Below are 26,273 nucleotides of genomic sequence, written 5' to 3'. Positions count from 1 at the left end.
GGTACCGCTCAACGCGTCGTTTGCATTTTAATATCCTGGGCGCCGGCCCAGGTAGCGATGTCTTGTTTGCTTAATGCCGCAGCCATCAGTTCGGGAAACTTGTCGGGCGTACAGGCAAATACCGGGATGCCGATCGAGGCAAAAAAGTCGGCGTTCTGATGATCGTAATAAGGCGCGCCTTCGTCATTTAACGCCAGCAGCGCTATAACGTCTACGCCGCTGCTTACCAGCTGTACCGCCTTCTTACGCATTTCGCTTTCGTTACCTCCTTCATACAGGTCGCTGATCAGTACCAGTACAGTATCCAGTGGCCGGGTTACCAATTGCTGGCAATAACTCAGGGCTTTGTGTATATCGGTACCGCCGCCCAGTTGTACGCCAAACAGCAGGTCCACCGGGTCTTGCAGCTCTTCTGTAAGATCGACGACCGCAGTATCGAATACGACCATTTTCGTGCTTACCGCAGGAATCGATGCCATAACCGCACCAAAAATACCGGAGTAGATTACCGAGGTGCCCATAGACCCGCTTTGATCGATACAAAGCACGACATCCTTCATCGCCTTGCGCTTCCGTCCATAGCCGATTTTTACTTCAGGAATAATCGTCTTGTACTCCGGCTGGTAGTGTTTGAGGTTTCTCCGGATGGTCTCGCTCCAGTTGATCTCGTTGTGCCGCGGACGTGTATTCCTGGCAGCACGGTTCAGCATGCCCGCAATGGCCTGTTGGGTAGGGCCTGAGAGCTTTTGCATCAATTCGTCGACCACCTTTTTTACGACCTGCCTGGCCGTTGCTTTTGTCTTTTCGGGTATCAGTTGCCCGAGCGACATCAGGTTGGCAACCAGGTGTATGTCGGGCACCACGGTCTCCAGCATCTCGGGCTCGGTAAGCATGGCCGTTAAATTAAGCCGCTTCAGCGCATCCTGCTGCATTACCTGCACTACCGATGCCGGGAAATAGGTCCTGATATCGCCCAGCCAACGCGCGACATTGGGCGAGGATGCGCCCAGCCCGCCTTTTCTTTCCGTGTTGTATAAAGCCTCGAGTGTTTTGTCGATACCTGTTTCTTCTTTCGTAAACGAAACCGGCAACTCTTCATGGGTTTCCCGTCCCAGCACCATGCGCCAACGTTTGGCGATATCGTTATTATCCATAATTTTTTTTATTATAAACCCAATAGCTTTTCCAGCACCGGAAGCACACGGTTTGCCCGTTCCTGGTCTATACCGGTATCCTGCAACGCAAGCCTGGCTTGCGGTTGGCCTTGTCCCACACGCTGCGCTATTTTGCGTTTCTCCACCTGCGTATACATCGAAAATGTACGGCGCAGCAAAGGAATGATCCGGATAAAATCGGCTTCGGCCAGGTCCGATAACCAGGTATTGACGATATGCCAGATGTTGTCGTCCAGGATCAATACCGTGGCGGCATCTTTCAGGAACCCTTCCAGCCAGCCGGCCGAAAAATCGGGGTTGTTGTTTACCGATAAGGCTTTCGAAAATTCTAGCGCTGTGGCTTCACTGCCGAGCACCCGGGTATCGTACAATATTTTGCAGCAGCAACCCTGTATAACAGCAGCGGCCTGTGCGGATCCTGTGATCTTTGTGATCGTGCCGGTCCAGGTATTTTTTAGCTCTTCATCATCCAGCAACAGGATGGCCTGCTGCACATTTTTGATCTGTTCCGCAAGCGCTGCAGCCTGGTCCTCATTGATGCCGGCGCAACTTGGCGGCAGTCCGGCTGCGATCCTGTAAAATACGGTTGTGATGATCAGCGCGATGGTATCCAGATCGGTTTTGCGCACATTGCCGTAACGGCTTACCTGTACCAGCGGGATAAAGGCATCCATCAGTACGCTGATATCGGTGGTGCCGGCTGCCAGCTCATCCATACGTTTCATGGTAAACTGTACGGCATGGCGCAGATCAGCGGGCAGCGTTTTATGGACCAATGCCGTAATCTCATCCAGGCGGGTACAGCCGGCAGCCTGGTGTTGCAGGTAGTTGCCTGCGGCTTCTTCGATCGTGGTACCCCAGGGGGCTTTTTCCAGCAATTTGATCGTTAGCTCCGGCGACCAGCATAGTGACCATTCTTCTTTAAACGTACCCTTGCTGTTGCTGCGTTGCAGGCTGGCCCAGTCTATGTCCAGTACAACGAGCCGGTGTAACAGGATACTCCTGGCCAGGTCGTTTTCTTCGCGCAGATCCAGTGTAAGTGTTTTTTCCTGGTCGCTGATTTTCAAACGCAGCTTTTTGATAAGCTGTTCCAGGTTTTTCTGAAGGGGTACCTGCGGTGTGCCTTCGGGGATTTGCCCCAGGGTTTTGCCAACGATTAGTTCGCGGTGTATGAGGCGCATAAAAATGGGGTCGCCCATACACATTACTGCCAGCGTTGCTTCTGTAAATTCTTTTAAACCCGGCCTGGGCAATATTCTCAGTCCGGCCAGGGCGTTCGCCAGGCGTACCGATTCGATAATATGTGCAGCGGAAATGTCGATCTTGTGATCGCGGAATACGCGTGCGGTATGCGATAACCATAATGCGCCGTTATCCTGCGGATGCTGCCAGGCATGGCTGTACCAGCCCGGTGATTCCAGTCCTGCGCCATAACCGCTTGCCAGCGACAGGCGGTCATTGGTCCAGGGTATCCAGGTGGTTTCAACTTTTACTTTGGGCAGGTTTTTTAAAAGCGCATCATCCTCTTTCTGGGAGGGCATATTGCTTAATGCCGGTACGTGCCAGGCGCCGCAAACCACAACGATCTCGGCATACATTTCCTTTTGTGCCAGCCGGACGGCCCTGCGCATAAAGGCTTCGCGCCGGGCTTCGTTATCATCCCGCTCCTGCGGCAGACTGTCCCGTAAGGCGCCCATTGCCTGTTCTATCGCTTTGAAGACATCCGTAGCATGATGCGCAATTTCAAACTGGTGTTCCCACCATTCCTCTGCGTCATCAAACCCGGCGATCTCCGCGAGGTAGGCAATGGGGTTGCGTTTGATAGCAGGCGGTGTTGCCGGTTGTCCGGCTTCGCTATCGATAGTCGTTGCCGGATCCGCAGCAGGCGTTTCCTTTTGTGCCAGGCTATGGGTAAGCGGCATGTCTATGAATCGTGCCGGGATCTTGTGTTCCAGGGCATATTGGATCGCGTTCCATTCCGGGCTGAAGGTGGCAAAGGGGTAGAAGACCGCCTGTTGCGGGTTGTCCGGAACGTAAGCCAGTAGGGCCACGGGTGGCTTCATGTCGGCATGTGCGACCCAGGGAAGCATGGCCTCGCCTTCCGGCGGGCCTTCGATAAGTATAATATCCGGCCTGGTCGCTTCGAGCGCATCCAGTATATGCCTGGACGACCCGGGACCATGATGCCTGATTCCAAGAAGGTGAAGGGACATTTCTTTGAAAGTTTAAACAGTTACAGGCTCAAAACAAGGATACGGTATCAGACAATATCCCGGCATGCCCTGTAGATGTCTTTCCATCCCTCGCGTTGTTTCAATACCGTTTCCATATACTCCTGGAATACGATTTTGTCCTGCACCGGGTCTTTAATAACTGCGCCGATCAGGCCACTGGCCAGGTCGTCGGCTTTAAGGCTGTTGTCGCCAAAGTGGTAAGCGAGCGACAGGCCGCTGTTCATTACGGATATGGCTTCGGCGGTGCTCAAGGTACCGGAGGGCGATTTTAATTTTGTTTTGCCATCGGCCGATACGCCGTTTCTCAACTCCCTGAAAATGGTTACCACCCGGTTGATTTCTTCCAGGATCGGTTTTTCGATGGGCAGCGCTATGCCTTTGCTGAAGCTGGCTACACGTTGTTGTACGATCTCCACTTCTTCATCCATCGTGGCCGGAACCGGCAGGATAACGGTGTTGAACCTGCGCTTCAATGCGCTGGACAGGTCGTTGACGCCTTTGTCGCGGTTGTTGGCGGTGGCGATGATATTAAAGCCCTGTATCGCCTGTATCTGTGTGTTCAGTTCCGGGATGGGCAGCATTTTTTCAGATAAAATGGTGATCAGGGTATCCTGTACATCAGACCCGATACGGGTCAGTTCTTCGATCCTTACGATCTTGCCTTCCTGCATGCCGCGCATTACCGGCGTTTCTACGATGGCTTCCTTCGAGGGGCCTGCGGCTAACAGTTGTGCATAATTCCATCCGTACCTTACCGCTTCCTCGCTGGTGCCGGCAGTACCCTGGATAACCAGTGCCGAATTGCCGGATATCGCCGCGCTGATATGTTCCGATACCCAGGATTTGGCGGTGCCGGGTAAGCCATACAGGAGCAGGGCGCGGTCGGTGGTAAGTGTAGCCACGGCTATCTCCATAAGCCGCCGGTTGCCGATATATTTGGGGCTAATGGCAAAGCCATTGTCCAGGGTGCCGCCCATCAGGTAGGTGACTACGGCCTGCGGCGACAGGAGCCAGTTAACCGGCCGGGTTTGCTTGTCCTGTTTCTGGAGCTCTTCTATTTCCTGGGCAAATTGTTGTTCTGCTGAATGACGTAAAATGGTTGCTGACATACAAATGTTTTAATGAAGGTTGTTTTTAAGGTCGATAATACGGAGCATCTCCAGCGCCTGGGTTCTGAAATAACGGGTTTGATAATCTTCGCGGCTATCCTGTACAAAGTTTTCCAGCATGGGTTTTGCTTGTGCCGGTAAATGCAGGGCCAGTCGTTGATAGATGGGTTGTGTTACCTGGTAGGGATTCCTGGACAGGAATTGCAGCAAGGCTTCCGATAAGGGCAGGGAGAGCGTGCTGTAGTCATCATCCAGGATATAGGTTAATAATTGCGGCAGGTTATGATCTATAAATTGTCCGTAGAAATCGGGGCGTTCCGCTGGCTGCAAGGCATCCAGCAGGCTGATGTCCTGTATGCCGGGTTGCGGGAGCAAGGCCAGGGCCCAGGCTTTGTTGCGGAATGTTGTTGCTGCGGAGGAAAGGAACATAAGCAGGTGTTTGGCCTCCTTATGCGCTAACAATAATGCGATCAGCTCAGCATCCGTGATGTCCAGCCTGCCGGCCAGTATCGCAGGGTCTATCTCCTGCAGCACCTGGCCCAGGATATAGATATAATCAGGTACACCCTTGTTCCGGCTTATTTTGTCGATGCCGGTTTTGAACAGCTCTTCGTCGGGTTGGACCCCGGCATCGAGCTCCAGTATTTTCTTTTTATAGACCAGTAAATGCCGCTCTTCTTTAATATGGATCACGTTCAGCGCATATTCCAGGTATCGCTTATTGAGCGCTGAACCTTGTATCCTGCGGAGGAATGCAGTTGCGGTTTCCTTTACTTTCTGACTTTTGTCTTTGGATAAACTTTGCAGGAAGGCCTCGTCGGCCGGGGATAGCTGGTCTGATAATAGTTCCAGGAAAGCCAGGCGCGTAGCGGCATTTTCGCTGGCAAAGGTCTGCTCCAATAGCGTTACGGCCATTGCGGGATCGGCCTGCCTGAGGTTTTTCAGGTATTCCTTACGCTGGTCTATATGGCCGGTTTCCCAGGTGTTCTCTTCTTCTTCGCGGAAAAAGATCTGCCATTGGGTGTTCAGCCCGCATAACCATTGCCCGGCTTGTCCGCAGATCTTAATAAGGACCGGCGCCGTTTTCCTGTTGCTTAGCGCTTTATCCAGGATTAAAGGAACCAGGTCGGAGGATAGTACTTCCCCTGCTTTCGCTATCGTATAAACCAGGTAGGCCAGCCAGGCATCCTCTTTGGCCAGCAGTGCCGAGCGCACAAGGCTGCATCGTTTTTCAGAAGCCTCCGGGTTTGTTTCCGGCGGGCATTCGGGAAGTCTGTTTGCAACTTTCAGGGGTATGCGGCCTGCCTCTTCGTACCATAATGTAGTAATCGCCAGTTTAAGCAGGCGATCCTCTTTATCTGTAGGTAAGGCGGCAATTTTGGCGCCTGTCTCCTGCAATAATACGGAGGGCTCAGGCATATATTTGTCGGTGCCCAGCAGTGCTGCTTTTATGATTTCGTCCGTTATCATTTTACAAAATACGTTTTATGGTCTGCCCAAAGGCTAAGGATCTGGAAGTGGTCTCTTTCATAGACACCAAAGCAGGAGCAGGTTTTACCTTTGGTAAAGGCCAGCATCTGCCAGCATGTCTCAGTGGTATTGGAGAGGGCGATGCCATCATTATCCCCGTCAGACAACAGCCAGGTCGCTTCTGTAACATGTATATACACTTCGTTCAGTACAAAAGGGACTTGTTCCTTAAACGGGTTTTCCGTTAAGCCGGCGGAAAGTTCGTGATACATGGAGCGCAGGGAATGCCCGGCTGTGATATCGATATGGCTGTGCGGTAAGCTGTGTTGCTCTTTTATTAATGCCCGTAAGGGATGGATGCCGGGAAAATAGACAACATCGGCCGTTATATGGGCGCCCGGCACCAGGAGCGCCTGCGGGACCTGGTTGCCGGCATAGAAATTCAGCAACAGGGCAAATCGCCCGTCGCTTTTGTTATACAGCCAGCTGCGTTCGGTAACGATATTGCCCTCTTCTTCCATAGTAACGGATAGTACCGCCCAGGTGCCGGATACGGGTTGGCTTTGCAGCACTTCTTCCTTCGCGGTGGTCCAGCCGATTAGGGTTTGCAGTTCCTGAGCCATGGCCTCCGGAAGATCGTCGATGCGTTGATAGGCTTCGGTAATCAGATAGAGCGCGGCCAGTCTCCGGAGTAGCATACGTTGCCATCCTTCCGTATAAAAGTTAATGGTATTGATCTGCCGCAGTTGTGCGGCGAGGCCGCCGGCCTGCGCATCGACCATGCGGGCGGTTATGTTCAGGTAGAACTGGTGGCTTTGCTGGGGTATATTCATAATGCCTGCCCGTACTACATCCCTGATCCATATGCGTAGCTCCCCAATGCCGGCATCTACCTTTTTTTTACGCGCTGTGGCACGTTTGGCCTGTGCCGCAGCATCTACCGGTTTCGCCTCTTTTTGTTCTTTGGCTACTTCTTTTTCCTGTCTTTTGGCCAGCCATTCGGTTACATGCTCCGGTATATCCGTTGCGGTGCTGAATACATCGGCTTGTTGCGTGTAGAGCAACATGAGCCCGATGCCGTGTTTGCAAGGGAATTTCCGGCTCGGGCAGGAGCATTTAAAAGCGATATTCGTAAGGTCTACAATGGTTTTGTAGGGGTTCTTTCCGCTGCCCTGGCAGTCGCCCCAAAGTGCCGTGTCGCTGATACATTTTACGGTCCATTTTGAACTATTGGCCAATTGTTGTCCTGCCTTGGCCGAGGCATCGTCAGGCGCCATATGGAGCACCTGTTCGCGGGTATATTGCATGCCTGGTAATGATGATAGAATAACGAATATAAGCATTGCGGGTTATAAACCCAAAGCGGAAACAAGTGCTTGTCGCTGATAAATTTATTGTTGGTGTTTTTCTGATGGATATCATTTTCATAGCCCCTGGTCGTGTTGGACACTACGGCCAGGGGCAGATTTTTGAATACCCGGAGTATAACATCGAGGCCCAAAAGAAAAGTGCCCACTTCTCCGGAACTAAGTTGATCTTTGGGGCCGTGCCTGTCCGGTACTCGTCGATGCAACCGCAAAGTCGCTTTAATAGCTCATTTATGAAACACCTGTTCTTTGTTGCCGCTTTATGCCTGTTTGCCGCCAGGGCGCTGTGCCAGACCGATACGCCCGGTCCGCTGTTGCAATTGACAGACGCCATTTCGGGCGGCCGTTACCCGGCTGTTCATGGGGTACTCATTGCTGCAGGCGACCAGTTGGTTTACGAGCAATATTTCAATGGTTTTACCCGGGACTCCTTGCACGATACGCGTTCTGCTTTTAAATCGGTTACGAGCCTGCTTGTCGGAATCGCCATTGATAAGGGCCTGATCAAAGATGTGAATCAAAGCGTGGCTGAGTTTTTTCCGGAATATCCATTCCTGGAAACAGATTCGCTTAAACGACTCATGACGCTTAAAGATTTACTGGAGATGAAAGCGGGTTTCGATTGCGAGGAGTTCAACGGAACTAAAGACTGTGAAGAGGTTATGGAGCAAAGCCGGGACTGGGTGAAGTTTGCCTTGCAACTGCCCATGAAATACAAGCCAGGAACAGTATGGGCCTACACTTCGGCTGCTCCTGTTATTTTAGGCGCTGTGCTTCGTAAGGTCAGCGGTATGCCTGCAACCGACTTTGCCGGTAGATACCTGTTTGAACCGTTGGGTATCAGTACCTACAAATGGACGATAGATCCCAGCGGCAATGCCATGACGGCAGGTTCGTTTTATATGAAGCCTATGGATATGCTGCGATTGGGGCAGCTGGTCCGGGATAAAGGGGTATGGAAGGGCAGGCAGATCATTTCCCCCGAATGGATTGCCGCGTCTACGCAATGCGGGATTGCCATCCCGGATTTTTCGTTCATGAAATCAAGCAGGAGCAAAATAGCCGAACCGCAGCCGGCCTACTACGGTTATTATTGGTACCGGGAAGTGCTCAAAACAAAAGAAGGGGAGGAACAACTAAGCTTTGCATCCGGTAACGGCGGACAGTATATTTTCATTATCAAACGGCTAAATCTTGCCGTGGTATTTACCCAGGGTAATTATGGTTCGTTTAAAGCCAAACAGGCTTTCGAAATGCTGGCCCGGTATATCTTACCTGCATTTAAAGATCCACGTTAGGCATGCTGCTCCTTTGCTTAAAATGCGGGCCTGGCAAATGCTTCAGGGCGTTGTAGTATCAAGGCGTGTTGTAAAAATAGGGTTATGCGCTTGCAGTCGCGAGTGCTTTTTCCAACCTTGCGCGGTTACCTTTTGCAAAAGTAATTTGAAAGTCGAGTCCCCGGTGCCTGAACTCGATTGCATCCTGCTTCCCGAAAATTGTTTTTATCGTAGTCCTGGAATAGGAAAAGCCGGCCAGCGGAATGGTCTCGCTGCCTGATAAATTTTTCTGCTGGCCGATCACGGCAAACAACAGGTATTCCCCGGTGATGGCGAGTTGGCCGTCTTGCCAAAAGGAGATGCCGCTTCTTTTGAGCACACAGGAAATGGTGTCGATAACGGGGCCACATGCATTGGCCTTTTTGTTTAACTGCTGTTTTTGGTATGCTTTCCTGCCAATGTCTATACCTGTTTTGATGACGCCTTTAAGAATTTTGTCCCACATGGTTTTATGATTTACAGTATGCCTTCAAAGGGTGATGATTGTTGATGCATGACGCTGTTCAAAAGTCGTTATAAGATGGAACCGTTTTCATACCTATAGATCGGTATTTGTGCAGCAGGTCCTGCCCGCTTTGCTCCGGGGAAAATAATTACACTTTATAAAAAAAATTATCTGCTACGCCACCTGTTAGCGTACCGGCATAATACCTTTGATTTTACTACAGGGCCAGAACCCCCGCCGGTACTTCCTTACAGACGACAACCTATAATCCGTACTGCTTCAGGAAGCGCGGTCCCAGGCCTTTATTTCTTATCCCTATAACCCCTTAAACTATGAAACCACATAAAAACACTTCATGAGGCATGCCCTGACGTGCCGATTTTTAAACACCGATTTCCTTATCCCATAAAACAACTAACCATGGCAGACGCCCCTAAAATCACAACCGAACTGTTCCGGTTTGTAACCGTCCGGAACCCCGAACCCCGCAAACTTACTGCTACTGCAGCGGGAAGCGCTTCTCCGCCCTCCACGGCTGCTACCGCTTCTTCTTTCCTGGCTTACCCCGCTGAGGGCACGGCCGAATACCAGATGATGCGCAGCGGATACCTCGCTAAACTGACCGCGAGGCGAAACGCCGGCGGAGAGAACAAAGACATCTTCAGCGGCCTTGTGGATGAAGCCTCGCAATTCAGGAACACCGGCTCTTTTATTGATACTGAAGACAACTGGAAGCGTAAATTTCCTTCAGTGCAGCAGTTCATCGATGGCGTAGCCGCCCTGGGTGACAAAGAAAAGACCATAGATAAGATCATGGGTATCGCTACGCGTACGCTGGGCGATGCGCGGAGTCTTCCTTCCTGGGAGAATGTCCCCCTGGCTTCTGTAGCCTGGGACAACCTGTTTACCTATAACATTATCGGCAGCGATACGCCAACCATGCAATATGTGATGAGCATCCTGCGCGCGGATTACCTGCTGCAGCAACTTAATATTAACAGGGAAAATGCTCAGGTCGACAACCTGCTTAAAGCCAGTGTGATGCTGCCTTCTTCGGTGTTTCCTTTGCCGAAGCTGGAAAGAGAGAACACGCAGGAAGAGCAGGCCTACGACGATACCCTGATGACCGATGAACAGGTGGCTAAAGTAAATGCCTCCCTGTCGCAGATTGCCCGTATACAAGGGGCGATCGATAACCTGAATGCTGCCTTTGGTCAGCAGGTGGAAGAAGTGCGGGTAACGACCACCGGTCCTAAAATACCGCAATTCGACGACCAGGGTAATCCTGTACAGCAGGAGAATACCGTGAGCGTGAAAACCGGTGTGATCGACCCGCAATTTAAGGGCAGGCTGGCGGCTGCGACCAACGACATTTTGCAGGAACGTAAGTATACCCAGAATGTACAGGTGCCTTTCGTGGTACAGCAGTTACAGGATGAGTTGGCGGCGCATAATAAAACCGTGCAGCAAAACCTGAAACTCAACCAGGACGTGATCCTCGTAGGTAATGCTTTGTTCCAGAAGACCATCAACTTTACGGACAAGCAGACACCGATCAGAGATACGCCGATCAAAGACCCGGTAACCTTCGACCCCGGCACCGTATTCAACGACAATAAAGGTTGCCGTGTGAAACCGCTGGGTATTGCCGATTACCGCAGGGTAGAGCAAACTCTGATCTGTTATAAACCCGGCGAGGTAGCGCATATCGAAAACATCCTGAAGGGTGAAGGCAAAGAACGCAGTACGCGCAGGCTTTCCCAAACGGAAGACACCACCATCCTGACTACAGAATCGGAGAAAACCGATGAACGCGATACCATTACTACCGACCGTTACCAGATCGAAAAAGAGGTGGGTAAAGTCGTGCAGAAGGACCAGTCGCTGGCGATCGGGGTTTCGGTACAGGGTAGTTATGGCGTGACTTCCGTACAGGCTACGGCGAATTTTACCACGTCTAATTCTTCGACCCAATCCGACAGCCAGGCGACGACCTATGCCAAGGATGTTACCAGCCGTGCTTTACAGCGTGTTATTCAAAAAACAAGCGAACAGCAGATCCACAGGGTGCTGGAAGAATTCGAAGAGATCAACAAGCATACCCTGAACAATGTAGGTGGTGCGGATCATATCGTAGGACTTTACCGTTGGGTAGACAAGATCTACGAAGCCAAAGTGGTTAACTACGGCAGAAGGCTGATGTTCGAATTCATGGTGCCCGATCCGGGTGCATTCCATCGCTACGCGATGAGTACGCCGATTGCCAGCCAGGTCAGCATCGCCAAGCCGCTGGATCCCATTGCCGATATCCAGGCAATTCAACAGAAGTTCCCCGGTATAGCGCCGCTGAAATCGGCCGATAATATCGACCGCGGCAACTACCTCTTCTGGGCAGGCTTATACAATGCCAACGTGTCTGCGCCGCCGGCCGACTACCAGGTAGTCGCCATAGGTAAAAGCCAGACCAGGGTGGCCAATGATGGCACCACTTCCGATGCCTTTTCTTATACCGACCTCATCGTACCTGACGGTTATAAAGCGATGACCGCTTATATCAGCATGGTGCGTGGCGGTTCCAAGAATCCTTCCAATGTAGCCTGGTCGACCGTAAACGTAGGTTATAACGGTTACTTCGTGGGTAACAATGGTTCCCTGAATGCCTCCTTTGCACTGAACAACGAAACCGGTATGATCCCGGTAAGTGTTATGGGCCGTATGGATGCCTTTGGTCTGAACGTGGAGGTACAATGTTCCTGCCTGCCTGAAACCATGCAGAACTGGAAAGTGAAAACGTTCAAGGCGGTGATGGATGCTTATGAAGCCCTGCTGGCCCAGTACAACAATGCGATTGCTGAAGTGAAATCCGGTAACGGCGTCGAGATCCGCGGTACCAACCCGGCCATCAACCGCCAGATCGAGCAGAACGAGCTGAAGAAACACAGCGTACGGCTGCTGAGCAGTTGCACCTTTGTGCCTTCCGAAGCCATGCAGGACCGTTATGGCGGTGGCGAATACCCCGACTTCGATTGCTGCACCGCGATACGCGATGGTAAGTATGTACAGTTCGTGGAGAACTGTTTCGACTGGCAACTGATGACGTATTCGTTCTATCCTTACTTCTGGAGCCGTAAAGCGCAATGGAAGAAGATCTACCAGCTCGATGACGCCGATCCTGTATTCCTGCAATTCCTGCAGGCCGGTTATGCCCGCGTGGTCGTGCCGGTGCGTGAAGGCTTTGAGCAGGCTGCCCTGCGTTTTGCTGCAGACGGCACAGTATGGGGTGGTGGCGATGCCCCGGGCATCAACGATCCTTATTATGTATCGCTGGTGGACGAGATGAAGAAGCCAATCGGTATAGTAGAAGGTGATCCTTGGCAGGTGCGCGTACCAACGACCCTGACCATATTGCAAAAAGATGCCTCCGGTATCGATGAAAGCGGATTGCCCTGCAACCCCAATGGTATCTAACAACAAAGGGCTGCTGCAACCGGCAGCCCTTTTACTTTCTTATCCCTATAAACCCTGAATCATGGCAAGAATAAAACCTGAAGATATAGAATACCTGTCCTTCGAAGGCGGGGGCGGCCGTGGGCTGGCTTACCTGGGTAGCCTTATCGCGTTTCTGCACCCGGCGTTCAAAGGCCGTATCATGTATTACGACGAACAAACGCGTCGGCATTATCTCAACACCAATACGATAAAAGGCATGGCCGGCACATCGGCCGGCTCCATAGCCTGTGCATTGCTCGCCTGTAAGGTAAGCCTGGAAGAAATCATTGACCTGATGACTACCGGCGGCAAAAGCAATAAAACACATAGTGCGCTCGACGACCTGCTTACCGGGAACAAGAGCTATCTCGATCTCTTCGGCGATGACGATACCAGCGAGAAGACCGCGCTGATTCCCAGTATCTCTTCGTATACCGGCTTCTGGTCGGTAGACCGGAACAGTGACTACCGGCAGAATAAAATGAAAGGCGTGATGAAGAAGACACACCTGGACCTCGTACTTAAACTGTCGCCGCTATTCCTGAACCCGCTTGGGCAGGCAGCTACAGCACTAGCCCTTTCTTCTTCAACCGTGATGGCCAATATGCAGAATGTTTCGGTTGACTACGGATTGAAGCATGGCTTCGTGTTGCGCAACTATCTCGATTTCCTGATGGGGCGGGGCATAGGTAACGAGGTGGCACGTACCCAAAAGCAGATCACCCGCTCTCCTTATTCAATATCCCTCCTGCCCCCGGGCGAGAGTGTGACGGTCAAGCCGAAGCGGGCGCCTTATTTGCCACAACCTTTCCCGGTTATTACATTCCCGGAAGTTTCGCTGCCGGATCCGGTATTCTTTACCAAGAAGGTGATTTCGGCCGCAACTGCTGCTGTATCTGCTTCGGGTAAATACAAAGCGGTGAACGAGGCGCTGCAAAAAAAGAAAACCTGGCTCAGTTATACTTTTGCGGAGCATGCACAGGTATTCAACACCGAACTGGTGCTTTGCGCCACCCAGGTGGAAAGAGGGCAGCCTTTTTATTTTTCGAAGAAAACCACACCCAATATCCGTATCGCAGATGCGGTAAGGATGTCGATGTCCATCCCTGTTTATTTCAAGGGATTCAAGATCTGGGATGAAGAAGCCTATACGGTACCCGAAGCCGGCGTGTTGCGCGGTATATGGGTAGATGGCGGTGTGAAAAATAACAACCCGATACGGGTGTTCGATAAACCCGCCCCCGGTAGTAAACAAAGTTATCCCTACCAGCGTGGCAATATCAATCCTAAAGTGTTGGGCTTGCTGCTGGGGCTGCCCCAGATAGACGATAAGGCCCGGCACTTGTTTAAACCCGAAAACGAAACGGGCAATCTGCTGGACTATGCCGGTTCGTTGATGAATACGGTAATCAGCAACTCTTCGGAACTGCAGTTCAACAACGACCAGGAAGAAATGAACCATGCATTGGAACTGGTAACGGAGCTGGATAAAAAAATGGCCCTCGATACCTATGTCTTCTCTTACCCGATAGAGACGGTGGCTACGTTTATCGATGTAGCTGCGCGGCAAACCCTGAAGTGGTTTGGTATCACGGAAGATCCGTTCACCTATCCGCAGTTGTATGCGCCTAAGAGCGTGGGTTTCCAGGGGGTATTGAATGCGCTGAAAGTGCATTCGAAATTCAGCCAGTATAAAACCAAGCTGAAAAGCCTGGGTGCTGTATAATCCTGGCGTGTTTCGTTTTTTGAACAGGCATATTGCCTGGAGATAGTGCTTATACTCTTTATGCTGCCCGTGGCGTCTCGCTACGGGCAGTTTTTTGATACCGTATATTTTTACTACGCTGTTTGTGGCGTCTCTATTTGGTCGTAGCGTCCTGCGACGACCTAACTTTTGCTCCTTGCAATTTCTTTATGCTACTCTGAAAAGGCCGCCGGGCAATGCCTTCAGCTTGATGTTTGTTTAACGTCTCGCAGCGGCGCAACGTTCTTGGATGTACCCGCAGGGTCTCCTGCAAAGGGACCCTGCGGAGGGCAGGCAACAGGAGTAAATGGTATCAAATGCGTATCCCTACCGACCAGATAAACTGCCGCCCACGCGCAACGTCCCTTACAGTAGCCGTCGCGACGAAAATCGGCCGACCTGCTTGAGGGCCCACGCAGCAGCGTTCTGGCGTTGCTATGATGCTCGTGGCGTCCTGCTACGGGCTCAAATTCTCCGTGAAGTTTTTTTATTTTTCTTTGGAAAGGTCGCTGGGTAATACCTTCAGCTTGAAGACTGTTGAGATCTCGCAGCGGCGCAGCGTTCTTGGATGTCCCCGCAGGGTCTCCTGCAAAGGGACCCTGCGGAGGGCAGGCAACAGGAGTAAATGGCATCAAATGCGTATTCCTTCCGACCTGATAAACTGCCGCCCACGCGCATCGTCCCTTTCAGTAGTCGTCGCGACGAAAATCGGCCGACCTGCTTGAGGGCCCACGCAGCAGCGTTCTTACGCTGCTATGCTGCTCGTAGCGTCTTGCTGCGGGCTTTTTTGTTGTGCATTATGAAGGATGGCGTGGTGTGTCCTTCGTTGCATCGCTGCGAGAAACAAAACGTCTACTGTTCATAGCGTCTTGCTACGGGCTAAATTTCTCCGTGAAGTTTTTTTATTTTTCTTTGGAAAGGTCGCTGGGTAATACCTTCAGCTTTAAGACTGTTGAGGTCTCGCAGCGGCGCAGCGTTCTTGTGTTGCTCGTCACATCTCGCTACGAGTTTTTTGCTGCGCATTGCGAATGGTAGCGTGATGTTCCCGTCGCTACGTCGCCGCATCGCTGCGAGCAACAAAAATAGGCTCCTCTGCTCCTGATATTCCCGCAATGCCTTCTATATGGGACGCTGCGTAAAGTATTCCTACCCCACGGGAGCGAAGTCAAAATGCCGTAAAGCAAAAAAGCCTCACATTGTGAGGCTCCGGATCTGTATTATATGCTTCAATGCAGGTCAGTTTGCGCAAAAGCGAATGTTCCTGGTTGTTTATTTTTCAAATAATTTGCGTTCCTGTTCAAAAATTATGTTAGCCTCAAAAAAATAAGTTTTTGTTTCGCCTTCCTCTGTCTTGACAACCATTTTGTCACACATGTTTTTGCCGCCGGTGCTTATGCTTTGTGTTTGTAGTTGAGCGCCCAGCATACTTAAGATAAAATACTCCTCTTCAATTTGTGTTACGTGCCAACCCGTCTCACAAGATTTTCCATCTCCACTTCCTGTTAGGGAATTTAGAAGACCAAATTCAATATCATGATACTTCTTTTTATTTACGGTGTCTCCGAGGATTTTGTAGGTCTGTTGTAAGTACTTGTGCCCAAACATACTCGTATAGTCAATGCTGAGCATGGCCTTTGTCAGGTTCAGGACTCCCTGGTAATTTTTATTTTTTATTGCAGTGAATACCTCTTTCTTGAGGCTATCATAAACTTTTCCTTTTTTACTAAACTGTTTGCTGTCCAGGAAGCTACTTCTGAAGTCTGTGTAATCGATGTCTAAGTCGCCGTTTTCAAGTTGTTGCACATATTTTGAATACTTATCGTTAAAAGCCGGAATCTCTATTTTACTGTTCTGTCCGAAAGTTAGCAGAGTAGTGCTAACGAAAAGGAAGGTCAGTAATGTGATTTTGAAGTTTGCCATTTTGTTTTTTTTACGGTTGATATTGCCGCTAAGATAATCAGCGGAACGTATATTCATGATTTAAAAACATATAAACTTACTCTTCGCCGTTGTTGGTGTTGTCACCAACAACAAAGAGGGAGCTTGAATGTAAATTGTAATAAACACAAAAAAGCCTCACATTTCTGTGAAGCTTCTGCGGACTGGACGGGACTCGAACCCGCGACCTCCGCCGTGACAGGGCGGCATTCTAACCAACTGAACTACCAATCCAATACGTTCTTTGTGGTACGATCCGTTTCCGGAAGGAGTGCAAAGATAAGCGACAATTTTTAAAAATCCTACACTCCGGGCAAATAAATAAAAATGAGCACAATTTTGTTCTAAAACGGGTTAAAATGTGCATCCTGTATGCGAACTTATTAATTTTTTTTATCTTGTTTTTGATTGCCGGCCCGTATAAAAAGGACGGTTTTGCTTATACCAAACAAATATAGACATGAAAAAGAACAAGGTAATTTTTTGGATCGCAACCGTGCTGATTTTCCTCTTCGAAGGAGTAATGCCGGCGCTTACTTCACAGACGGAACTGGCAAAAGAAGGCATCCGGCATTTAGGTTATCCCGATTATTTCGGCGTGATGCTGGTGGTCTTCAAAGTACTGGGCGCCCTGGCCCTCATCATACCGCAGGTGCCCCGCAGGATTAAAGAATGGGCCTATGCTGGTTTTACCTTCGATTTTATCGCCGCTTGTGTCAGCCACTGGGCAATCGATGGTTTTGGCGGTAACGCCCTGTTCCCGCTCGTGGTGCTGGCCGTACTGATGGTTTCCTATGTATTTTACTATAAAGCCTATGTGCCGGCTTATGCACGTATATAAGCACCAGGTATGAACGACGTGATCAACGAACTCGAACAACACCTGCTCCGGCTAAGACCGGAGTATTATGCGGAGCTGCAGCCGCCCTTGCCGGATGCAACGCTGAACAGCCTGCAGCAACAGTACAATGTGGTATTGCCCGCAGACCTGCTGGCGCTATACCGGTGGAAGAACGGCCAGGCCGCCGATTGTTATGAAGCCTTTGCCGGTAACAGTATGTTCCTGCCTTTGGAGGAAGCGCTGGATACCGCCGCAGAACTGACCAGTATGATCGACCTGGATTTTGAATTGAAACATTGGTGGCACGAACAGTGGATACCCATATTACACAATGGCGGCGGCGATTATACCTGTTATGATCTTGCCGGTTTGTTTACCGGCGACCAGGGACAACTGATCGCTTTCTGGCACGCCGACAAAGACCGCAATGTAATAGCACCCGACCTGGAGCGCTTCATCGCCGCCCTGAATATTTATTACAAGAGTACAGACGTAACAGAGCTGGACGCGTATTTTGAACCGGTAGCCATAAAAGGTTATCCGAAACGGTTTAATGCGGGCTAGCGATTGCAGCCACACAGGCTTTTAATACACCGGGGCACCAGGAGATATGGCGCCCCGGTTTTATATTACGGGCAATAAGTGTAGTACAATGCTGGTGCTACCCGTTCCCCCTGGTTTAAAAGGTCAGCGTCTGCTCGAGATAGGTGGCATCGTTATCGCCTTTGATTTGGACCGTAGCCGACAAGGGTTGATGTTGCCAGTTGATACGGATCAGGCCATAGTTCAGTTCGGTGACCATGGGGCCCGAACGGTACCTGTTGGGCTCTTCGTGGGGTTTGGATACGTGGGTAAGCCCGCTGCTGGTAATGTCGTACAACTTGTAATCCAGTCCTGGCAGGTCTATGCCGGATACCTCGGCCATATGGCGGTCGCCGCTCATCAATAGCAGGCCTTTGGGTTTGGTCCTGGAAAACAGGTCCAGCAAACGTTTACGTGCTGTGGGGAAATTGGCCCATTTCTCGTAAGGATGTTCTTCGGACAGGAACTGGATACCACAACCGATCAGGTGCATGTCGGCATCCGATCCGCTTAGCTGTTGCTCCAGCCAGCGCCATTGCGCTTCGCCCAGCATATCGCCGGCGGGATCGGGAATATTGTTTTTACCGGCTTTCTTCAGCGGGTCGCGGAAGTAGCGGCCATCGAGCAGGATGATCTTTACCCGTTTTCCTTTGGGGCCATAAGTGTGCACCGAGTAGGCGCCTTCCTGTTTACGCAATGCATCTTTTTTATCTACGTCGAGAAAGTCCAGCATCAGTTGCTGGCTTTCTTTTTTCATCGGGTATTCCTTGCCGCCATCGTTTACCCCATAGTCATGATCGTCCCATACCCCGATGATCTTCGTGGCGCGGCGCAGCTCCTGGTATGCTGTGTTCGATTTTTGCCGGTCATACTTGGCTTTAAGGGTATCCATGTTTTCAGAGTCGCCGTAGATATTGTCTCCCAGCCATATCCATACCTGGGGCTGCTGTTGGCGGATATCGTCCCATAAAGGCTGGGCGCGTTTCTGGTCGCTGCAGGAGCCGAATGCAATGGTGGTAACCTCGCCGGCAGGTACGGCAGTGGATGCCGCAGGCAAACGGTGGTGGCAACCCTGGTTGATCAGGGCGCAAATAAAAAGAGCAAGAACGCGTAAGCGCATATCTGGTAAATTTTGGCCGGCAAATTACGATGCACCTGTTTGCCCTGGGCATGCTTCAGGATTTGATAATATTATCTTTTAATGATGATGGCTCCATATGCGCGGGCCCGCTGCTTGTTAGCTAAGCCCGAGGTTGTCGAACAGCCGGGCCAGGATCTCCTTTTTTCTTACCGATACTTCCAGCTGCACGCGGTCGTGTACCACCATATAAACCCCGCCATTCTTGCCTTTCAGGTATTCTGCAATCTGTCCTGATGCAGCCCTGGTCTTGGATATATGCAAGCCCAGTGACCTGGTGTCTCCTGCCGTTTTGGTGGTAAAGCCCGGTCCGTCGTCCTCTGCCGTAACCAGGATATTGCCTGGCCGCGTTTTGCGCCTGCGGTTTTTGCATATCGTGTTATGCCCGGGGCCGGCGGGAGCGGTATGAAAATAGCCTGCAGGCATATACCTGCAGGCCTTTGCGGGTTGTAGACACCCTGTTTAATGAACACTTATTTTACGGTTTTCGCGGCTATGATCGGCATATACCAGGCTGATCACATAGATGCCGGGTACCAGTGGTGTGTTGAAGTACTGCTCATAGCGGTTGCTGTTCAGGCTGTGTTGTTCGGCGATGAGGCGGCCGTCGATCGACAGCACACGTATAGCGCTGATGGTCTTGCCGGTAGCTTCCAGGCGCAGTTGTGTAGCATCCATATACAGGTTGCTGCCGCCCTGTAGCAGGTTGCCGTTGGTTGCAGTACCGCGTTGTTCTACATTGCATTCCTCAATAATCTTCACCTCGATGTCGTTTATTGGTTTCATTGTGATCGGTGTAGCAGTGTAGACTCCGAATTCTTCTACGGTCATATCATCGCCTCTTTCTGTCAGTTTGTTCGATAATTCTGTAAGCGCAGTTTGTTCTGTACAAGCTATGTTACCCACTGTCGAAGCGTTGCTTACGCCTAGTTTAAAGCCATTCAGCTGGTTGAACCGGTCGGCGATAAAGGAATAGTTGGTGTACGGATCATAGGTGGTATTCGGGAAGCCGCCGTCTCGTTGGATCCCTATGCCGGACATGTTGTAGCGGTAAGGCTTAGTCAGGTCGCCGTTTGCCGTGTTGTAATGAAGGCTGGTAACATAGCCGGTGGCCTTGACATCATCGGATAAGTAGGTCGCTGCCATAAAGTAATTCATACCACCGCCCTCCTTGGTGCCATGGCCGTTGCGACCGTAACCCAAAGCAAGTTTTACGTCGGGAACCTGGTAAGAACGGGTCCAGTTTGCCGGGTTCATGTCGTCTTTTTGCTGTATGCAAAGGCCGCCGTCCATGTCGGTAAAGGCCATGTCGATCCTGCCGGTCAGGCCGTTGCCGCCATAAGAACCGTTCATCTGTATGCCTGTTACGCCCAGTGCAGCTTTTACAGACGACAGGTTGTATATTTCGAATTTGTTTGCCGCATAACAATAACCTACGCTTTCATTTTCAAAACTTGCCATTCCGTAGAAGGCAATATCTCCGAGGTTTAAAGCGCTGTAGTGATAGGCTTTGATATAATAGGCAGAAGTGTATCTTTCGGGGGCCAGGTTTGCGGGCTTATACTTTTTAATCCCATAGGTACCGGCGCCGGCATCGTAAAGCAATTCCGTAACCGTTTGTATGCCGTTGTTCTGTACCAGGCATAAGATGCGCATCTTGTCCGGGAAACCGGGTTCGGCGGTGACGTCAAAAACACGGAGCAGGGTGTAACCCAGGGGGAATGTAGCCAATTCTTTGGCGGCGATCAGCTGGCCGTTGAGCAGATCATACTGCAGCACAACAGCGCCTGTGACACGACCGGAAGCATTAAGCTGTTCTCCGGCCACATAAACCGTATTGCCGGATGTGGGCGTGAGGATCCTGCGCGCCATCACCAGGTTGCGTAAACCGGACTGGTGATGTGTAGCCCAGCTATAACTTCCGGTGGGACTATAAAAGCGCATCAGGCCTACTGCATTGTAGCCTCCGCTGATCTGGATGTTATAGGCTTCAAGGCTTTCGTCCTGGTTGATAGGTCCCTGTTCCCAGGAGGCATGGTCGGCAACACGGGTGCCGAGATCGCCGCCGATCTTTACATAATAATTCTGTGCTGAAGCTGTAAGGGCAGCAGCAAGCTGCAGGGCTATAAGCCCCGGGATAACGGTTAGTTTCATAGATGCTGGTTATGGTATAATCCCTACTCTGTTCGAGGCTTTTCGGGGACGGCCTTTATATGGGGGGCTTATGCCCTGATTGCGCGGACGGGGTATAAAAAACCTGCAGGTATAGACCTGCAGGCTTCTACGGGTAGTAGACACCCTGTTTTAATGAACACTTATTTTACGGTTTTCGCGGCTATGATCGGCAAATTCCAGGCTGATCACATAGATGCCGGGTACCAGTGGTGTGTTGAAGTGCTGCTCATAACGGTTGCTGTTCAGGTTGTGTTGCTCGGCGATGAGGCGGCCGTCTATTGACAGTACGCGCATAGCGCTGATGGTTTTGCCGGTAGCTTCCAGGCGCAGTTGAGTGGCGTCCATATACAGGTTGCTGCTGCCTTGCAGCAGGTTGCTGTTAGTGGCCGCACCGCGTTGTTCTACATTGCATTCTTCTACGATATCAACGGTGATTTCTGCTTCCGCCATTTCTATAGACTCGGCATCGAACGGACCATATTCCTCTATATGCATATCATCCAGCTTTTCGCTCAGGTCATTTTTGAACTCCCTGAAGCTAACCGGTTTGGTACAAGGAATCTCGCCATCATAAGAGGCATTGCTGATACCGAATTTGAAACCGTTCAGGCGGTTAAAGCGATCGGCAATAAAAGTGTACCGGTTATGCGGATCATAGGTCGTATTCGGGAAGCCGCCATCTTTCTGGACACCTATGCCGGAAAGGTTATAGACATTAGGCTTATTCAGGTTGCCGTTGAAGGCATCGTAATGCAGGCTGGTAACATGGCCGTCGGAGTTGGCATCGCCCGGGAAGTGGGTGGTCGCCATAAAGTAATCCATGCCGCCGCCTTGTTTGGTGCCATGGCCGTCGCGGCCGTAACCCATTTCAAACTTCGATCCCCTGGGCAACTGGTAGAACCTCCGCCAGTTCAGCGTTGTCAGTTCGTCTTTCTGCTGCATGCAAAGCGCACCATCACGATCGATAAAGGCCATGTCGATCCGGCGATGCGTACCGTCGGCGCCGTACGATCCGTTCATTTGTACACCGAATATGCCTTTTGCACCGGTTAGCGATTGCAGTTGGTACATTTCATATTTGTTTTCTGTATAGCAATAGGCAACCCTTTCGTTCGAATAGGTAGCCAGGCCGTAGAAGGAAACATCGCCCAGGTTGAAATTACCATAGTGGTAGGCCCTTACGTAATAGGCAGAAGCGTACCGGTCGGGGGCGATGTTGTCCGGCTTGTAGTTTTTAACCCTGTAGGTATTGGAGGATGCATCATACAGCAACTCCATAATCGACTCTGCGCTGCCATCCGAAACCCTGCAAAGAATACGCATCCTGTTTTGGAAGTCGGGTTCGGAAATAACGTCGTAAACGCGGATAAGGCTATACCCCTGGGGCAGGGCAGGTAAGTGGTTAGCTGCGGTAAGATGCCCGTTGCTGGCGTCGTATTGCAATACCACAGCGCTTTTGGGGCCTATCCCGTATTTTTCGCCAATTACATAAAGCATATTATTGTACTGGGGCGTGAGGATCCTGCGGGCCTCTACCTCTTCAGGAGCAGCATTGAGCCGGTGGTGTACTGCCCAGCTATAGGTACCTGCCGGGCCGTTGAAGCGCATCAGGCCAATGCCGTTGCCGCCACCGCTTACCTCTACGTTATAAGCTTCGATACTTTCGTCGAAGTTGGCCGGGATACCCTGCTCCCAGGCGCCATGATCGGCTACGCGGGTACCATGGTCCCCGGTAAGTTTGATGTAGTAATTCTGCGCTGAAGCCGTAAGGGCAGCAGCAAGCTGCAGGGCTATAAGCCCCGGGATAACTGGTAATTTCATAGATTCTGGTTATGGTATAATCCCTACTCTGTTCAGGCTTTTCGGGTACGGCCTTATATCAGGTATCTGCTGCCTGCATCCGCGGTATGCCTGCATGCGGATTTCTTGATAACACGGTGTTTACCGGAAGACAAAATTTTTTCCGGCGATCCGGGGCTATGGCATGGCTGATATGCCCGTCCGGGGAAAAGGAAACAGGTGGCTGTGTTCGTGTATTGCAAACCTGTTTTTGTCTCCTGCAATCTTCTTTTTGTAAATTAAGTATATGAATTAATGACTTTGATTTGTCAATAATTAAGAGTTACTTATTGATCTATGTTGTAAAAATATAAGGCTTTTCCCGCAATTCCTACAGATAAAAAACTGAATGATTTAGGGATTTTTCCCTCTCTTTTTACCCAACCTTTAAAGGGTAGAACGGACTCCGCGCGCAGGCGTGAGCGGAGGTATCCCGGAGGCTCTAAAAACAGAACTGCCGGTTCATCATTGATGATGAACCGGCCGTTCCTTGTGTTCCTGAGCCTACCGCGCTCCGGTTTCGGTATATTGCCCGGGTGTACCTGTTTGTATTACCTGTTTATTCTACGATAAGTTTACCGTTCATGATCATAGCATGTGCCGGGAAAGAACAGATATAAGTATAGGTGCCTTTAGCCGGAGCTACAAATTCTATGTGATCGGATTCGCCGCCGCCAATCAGCCGTGTATGGGCAATCACGTCTTTAGTGCCCGCGGGTATATAATCGTTGTCTTTGGCCTCAACGGCTTTGGCAATAAAATCATCGACGGATACGCCGGACTTCAGTAAGACGAAATTATGTCCCATGGCGGTTTTGGGAGCTTTGCCGGTATGCTTTAATGTGAGTTTTACGGTGTCGCCTGCTTTTACTTTTATTTCGCGCTGGTCGAATTTCATATCGTCGCCGGCACGCAGTATAATACTGCCTGGTACCGGTTCCGGATCGGCAACTACTGCCGGTGGCGGCGTTTGTGCTTCATCGTTGTTATCTGCATTGTTACAGGCCGACAGGGCAAACACGCCCGCGGCCAATACCATAATCAGTTTTTTCATTTTACGCTGTGTTTTAATTGTTGAATGATTATACCAGGATGCATCCGCACCGGAGCATTACGGACGAACGGCCGGCCCGCTCCCCGCCGGGATAGGGCAAGCTCGGCACCGTTCCGGCCCCTGCGACCACCTTACCGGCGACGCAAAGGCCCAAACGGGCCAAAGTTACCTGATCTTTTTCATTCCCCGGCCATTATCAAGGCCTGAATATTGCAGTATACGGCCATTACAGCGCCTAATGCCCTATTTAGATTTTCTATAACTTGGTATGATCTGTAGTAGTAAGAGGAGGCTGTTCAGATGGTGTAATTTTTAAATATGCCTGCTTTTCAGGGTATGCAGCTCGTGGAAGTCGTTGGGCTCAACGACCCTGTAAGTGGCGCCAGTTAAGGGTTTTGCCTTTGCTGGGCTGGTTTGTTTACAATAACATAATAAATGTGCCGTTGCCGAGTTTTTACTTTTGCCCTGAATTAAGGGATCCATATGGGTGTAATTTTTAATGAGGAGGCGGCTGCCGTGCTGTTACCGCAGGGCAATATGGAAGCTTTCGATTTCTACTATCATCAATACCATCAGCCGGTCTACGCCAATATTATCAAGATCGTGCAATTGCCGCATGCAGCCGAAGATATCCTGCAGGATGTGTTCCTGGCCTTTTGGGAAAACAGGGCCAGGCTGTCGGGACAGGCTTCCATAGGCGGCTGGCTTTTCGTGGTCAGTTATAACAAGTCTGTTTCTTTCCTGAAGAAAAAACTGAAAGAGGCTACCGTATTGCTGGAAGACCCGGCATTGGTAGACCGGCTTATGGAAGCGCCGGTTGTCGACGAACAGTTTTACCAGAAACAACTGGAGCTCCTGGAGCAGGCGGTGTGCACGCTGCCCGAGCGTAAACAAAAGGTATTCCGGCTTTGCCGCTTCGAAGGCAAGTCGGTCGAAGAGACTGCCCAGATCCTGGGTATATCCGTCAATTCGGTACGCGACTACCTTAAACAATCTTCCCGGCTGCTCAAGCACTACGTCCGGAACGAGTATGCCTCAGACCTCGCGCTGGCAGGGGTTTTGATTCTTACACTATCGTTGCACTAAACTTCCTTTTACCTGGCAGGCATGGCATAAATAAGCCATGCCTGTTTTCGTAATAATTTGGTAACACGCCGGGGCATCCCCTTTTTCTCGCAACGGAGTATTTAGTATATACAAGCTATGAAAGACTACGAGGTACTCTTGGAAAAATTCTGGAAGGGCAATGCTTCAGAGCAGGAAAAACTGCAGCTCTATAAGATGATGGTGGAACGGGAAGAGGTGATTAAAGCGGCGCTGCAGCGCGACTATGAAAACGGCGCTTCCACTCCGGGGCATTTATCGTCCGAAACATCACAGCGTATGCTGGAATCCCTGCACCGGGAGATCGGCAGCCGTGCGGCACGTTCGATCGAGATGCCGCAACGTAGGCGCCCCGGCCTGTTCCGCTGGGCGGCGGCCCTGCTGGTTACCGGTCTTGCTTCCTTTTTTACCTGGCAGTACTACAGGGTTACCCCCGCAGATAAAGACGCCGGCGCCATTGCCACCGACTTCCGTATAATCGATAACCCCGGCCCCGCAGTAAAAGAACTGGTGATGAGCGACGGATCGGTATTGCACCTGTATCCCCATAGCTCGATCCGTTTCCGGCAACCGTTCCATACCCAGGCGGTGCGGAGCGTCAGCCTTAAAGGCAAGGCCGACTTTAAAGTACATCATGATGCGGCAAAAACATTTGAGGTTATAACCGGCAATATCCGGACAACAGATATCGGTACGGAATTTATGATCGATGCACCGGGCGAACATACTTTCCGGCTGGCGCTGAAAGAAGGCAGTGTGCGCGTGGCCGCCATGCCCAATAGCGGGCTTCAGCTGGACGATATGATCCTGCAACCCGGAGATGAAGCCCGCTGGGACGACTCCGGCAGGAAAATGATCCTGGCCAGAGCGGCGCCCAAACAGCAGGCCGCTGCGGCTGCACCCGATGTGCAGGCGCTGGCCAAAGAGCGGCTTGTGTTTGATAAGACGCCGCTTACCGAGGTATTTGCAAAACTGGAAACCAGGGAACGGGTACCCATTACCTGCTCCGCAGCAGACCTGAGAGAACTGACCTTTACCGGAACGATAGAACCCACCGACCCAATAGAAACTGCACTGAAGATTATCTGTAACCTGAACGGGCTCAACTACCAGAAAACAAAGCAGGCCTATATCATAGCCAGGAACAAATAACCATTAATTATTTAACGCCATTTTTTAATCGCTTCAACAGGCGAAGGGGCATGTTATGCCCTGGAAAATCACAATAATCT

At 50.9% G+C, this 26,273-nt stretch carries 19 protein-coding genes and 1 tRNA gene; 7 read left to right on the top strand and 13 right to left on the bottom strand.

What is annotated here, in order from left to right; genetic code table 11:
* Positions 1 to 8 precede the first annotated feature (8 nt).
* Genes B0I18_RS21370 through B0I18_RS21350 form a run of 5 tightly spaced genes read right to left on the bottom strand, consistent with a single transcriptional unit; the run spans position 9 to position 7,331 of the window.
* Positions 9 to 1,154 carry a VWA domain-containing protein gene (locus B0I18_RS21370; protein WP_106524790.1) on the bottom strand — a complete coding sequence of 382 codons (1,146 nt, stop codon included), beginning with the start codon at positions 1,152 to 1,154 and terminating at the stop codon, positions 9 to 11.
* An 11-nt stretch (positions 1,155 to 1,165) separates the two neighbouring features.
* Positions 1,166 to 3,388, bottom strand: a complete 2,223-nt coding sequence (locus B0I18_RS21365; protein WP_106524789.1) for a DUF5682 family protein — start codon at positions 3,386 to 3,388, stop codon at positions 1,166 to 1,168.
* A 47-nt stretch (positions 3,389 to 3,435) separates the two neighbouring features.
* The gene (locus B0I18_RS21360) at positions 3,436 to 4,518 is read right to left on the bottom strand and encodes an ATP-binding protein (RefSeq protein ID WP_106524788.1); all 1,083 of its coding nucleotides are present in this window, start codon (positions 4,516 to 4,518) and stop codon (positions 3,436 to 3,438) included.
* A 9-nt stretch (positions 4,519 to 4,527) separates the two neighbouring features.
* Positions 4,528 to 5,988 (bottom strand): DUF5691 domain-containing protein, encoded by a 1,461-nt coding sequence (locus B0I18_RS21355; RefSeq protein WP_106524787.1) that lies wholly within the window; start codon positions 5,986 to 5,988, stop codon positions 4,528 to 4,530.
* Positions 5,985 to 7,331: an SWIM zinc finger family protein gene (locus B0I18_RS21350; protein ID WP_181358571.1), complete on the bottom strand. Its 1,347-nt coding sequence runs from the start codon at positions 7,329 to 7,331 to the stop codon at positions 5,985 to 5,987. Before B0I18_RS21350 ends, B0I18_RS21355 begins: the two co-directional genes overlap by 4 nt.
* A 257-nt stretch (positions 7,332 to 7,588) precedes the next feature.
* On the opposite strand from B0I18_RS21350, the gene B0I18_RS21345 reads away from it, so the two are divergent.
* On the top strand, positions 7,589 to 8,653 hold the full coding sequence (locus B0I18_RS21345; RefSeq protein WP_181358570.1) for a serine hydrolase domain-containing protein: 1,065 nt from the start codon (positions 7,589 to 7,591) through the stop codon (positions 8,651 to 8,653).
* An 82-nt stretch (positions 8,654 to 8,735) separates the two neighbouring features.
* On the opposite strand, the gene B0I18_RS21340 is transcribed toward B0I18_RS21345, so the two are convergent.
* Positions 8,736 to 9,137, bottom strand: coding sequence for a hypothetical protein (locus B0I18_RS21340; protein WP_106524784.1), 402 nt, complete (start codon positions 9,135 to 9,137; stop codon positions 8,736 to 8,738).
* Positions 9,138 to 9,557: 420 nt separating this feature from the next.
* Between B0I18_RS21340 and B0I18_RS21335 the strand changes: the two genes are divergently transcribed.
* Positions 9,558 to 12,605 (top strand): hypothetical protein, encoded by a 3,048-nt coding sequence (locus B0I18_RS21335; RefSeq protein ID WP_106524783.1) that lies wholly within the window; start codon positions 9,558 to 9,560, stop codon positions 12,603 to 12,605.
* Between the two features lie 61 nt (positions 12,606 to 12,666).
* The gene (locus tag B0I18_RS21330; protein WP_106524782.1) at positions 12,667 to 14,352 is read left to right on the top strand and encodes a patatin-like phospholipase family protein; all 1,686 of its coding nucleotides are present in this window, start codon (positions 12,667 to 12,669) and stop codon (positions 14,350 to 14,352) included.
* Between the two features lie 1,287 nt (positions 14,353 to 15,639).
* On the opposite strand, the gene B0I18_RS21320 is transcribed toward B0I18_RS21330, so the two are convergent.
* Positions 15,640 to 16,347 (bottom strand): DUF4919 domain-containing protein, encoded by a 708-nt coding sequence (locus tag B0I18_RS21320; RefSeq protein WP_106524780.1) that lies wholly within the window; start codon positions 16,345 to 16,347, stop codon positions 15,640 to 15,642.
* A 121-nt stretch (positions 16,348 to 16,468) separates the two neighbouring features.
* Positions 16,469 to 16,542, bottom strand: a tRNA-Asp gene (locus tag B0I18_RS21315).
* Between the two features lie 226 nt (positions 16,543 to 16,768).
* Here B0I18_RS21315 and B0I18_RS21310 point away from each other — a divergent pair.
* Both B0I18_RS21310 and B0I18_RS21305 read left to right on the top strand, forming a co-directional pair.
* Positions 16,769 to 17,149 (top strand): DoxX family protein, encoded by a 381-nt coding sequence (locus B0I18_RS21310; RefSeq protein WP_106524779.1) that lies wholly within the window; start codon positions 16,769 to 16,771, stop codon positions 17,147 to 17,149.
* A gap of 9 nt (positions 17,150 to 17,158) precedes the next feature.
* Positions 17,159 to 17,713, top strand: a complete 555-nt coding sequence (locus tag B0I18_RS21305) for an SMI1/KNR4 family protein (RefSeq protein WP_106524778.1) — start codon at positions 17,159 to 17,161, stop codon at positions 17,711 to 17,713.
* 115 nt (positions 17,714 to 17,828) lie between these two features.
* On the opposite strand, the gene B0I18_RS21300 is transcribed toward B0I18_RS21305, so the two are convergent.
* The 5 genes from B0I18_RS21300 to azu form a co-directional block, all read right to left on the bottom strand.
* Positions 17,829 to 18,851: an alkaline phosphatase D family protein gene (locus tag B0I18_RS21300; protein ID WP_106524777.1), complete on the bottom strand. Its 1,023-nt coding sequence runs from the start codon at positions 18,849 to 18,851 to the stop codon at positions 17,829 to 17,831.
* A 117-nt stretch (positions 18,852 to 18,968) separates the two neighbouring features.
* Entirely contained in the window at positions 18,969 to 19,295 is a 327-nt protein-coding gene (locus tag B0I18_RS21295) for a hypothetical protein (RefSeq protein ID WP_106524776.1), read from the bottom strand.
* A 36-nt stretch (positions 19,296 to 19,331) separates the two neighbouring features.
* Positions 19,332 to 21,023 carry a hypothetical protein gene (locus B0I18_RS21290; RefSeq protein ID WP_106524775.1) on the bottom strand — a complete coding sequence of 564 codons (1,692 nt, stop codon included), beginning with the start codon at positions 21,021 to 21,023 and terminating at the stop codon, positions 19,332 to 19,334.
* A gap of 150 nt (positions 21,024 to 21,173) precedes the next feature.
* On the bottom strand, positions 21,174 to 22,865 hold the full coding sequence (locus B0I18_RS21285; RefSeq protein WP_106524774.1) for a hypothetical protein: 1,692 nt from the start codon (positions 22,863 to 22,865) through the stop codon (positions 21,174 to 21,176).
* Positions 22,866 to 23,442: 577 nt separating this feature from the next.
* Positions 23,443 to 23,937 (bottom strand): azurin, encoded by a 495-nt coding sequence (gene azu / locus B0I18_RS21280; protein WP_106524773.1) that lies wholly within the window; start codon positions 23,935 to 23,937, stop codon positions 23,443 to 23,445.
* Positions 23,938 to 24,420: 483 nt separating this feature from the next.
* On the opposite strand from azu, the gene B0I18_RS21275 reads away from it, so the two are divergent.
* Both B0I18_RS21275 and B0I18_RS21270 read left to right on the top strand, forming a co-directional pair.
* Complete coding sequence (locus B0I18_RS21275; protein ID WP_106524772.1) at positions 24,421 to 25,023, top strand: RNA polymerase sigma factor; 603 nt, start codon at positions 24,421 to 24,423, stop codon at positions 25,021 to 25,023.
* Positions 25,024 to 25,140: 117 nt separating this feature from the next.
* A complete protein-coding gene (locus B0I18_RS21270) occupies positions 25,141 to 26,193 on the top strand; it encodes a FecR family protein (protein ID WP_106524771.1) in 1,053 nt (350 codons plus the stop codon).
* Positions 26,194 to 26,273: the final 80 nt, after the last annotated feature.

The organism is Taibaiella chishuiensis, assembly GCF_003014535.1.
GTDB lineage: Bacteria > Bacteroidota > Bacteroidia > Chitinophagales > Chitinophagaceae > Taibaiella > Taibaiella chishuiensis.
Note: the sequence above shows the minus strand (reverse complement) of the source record. Positions and strands in the feature narration are given on the sequence as shown.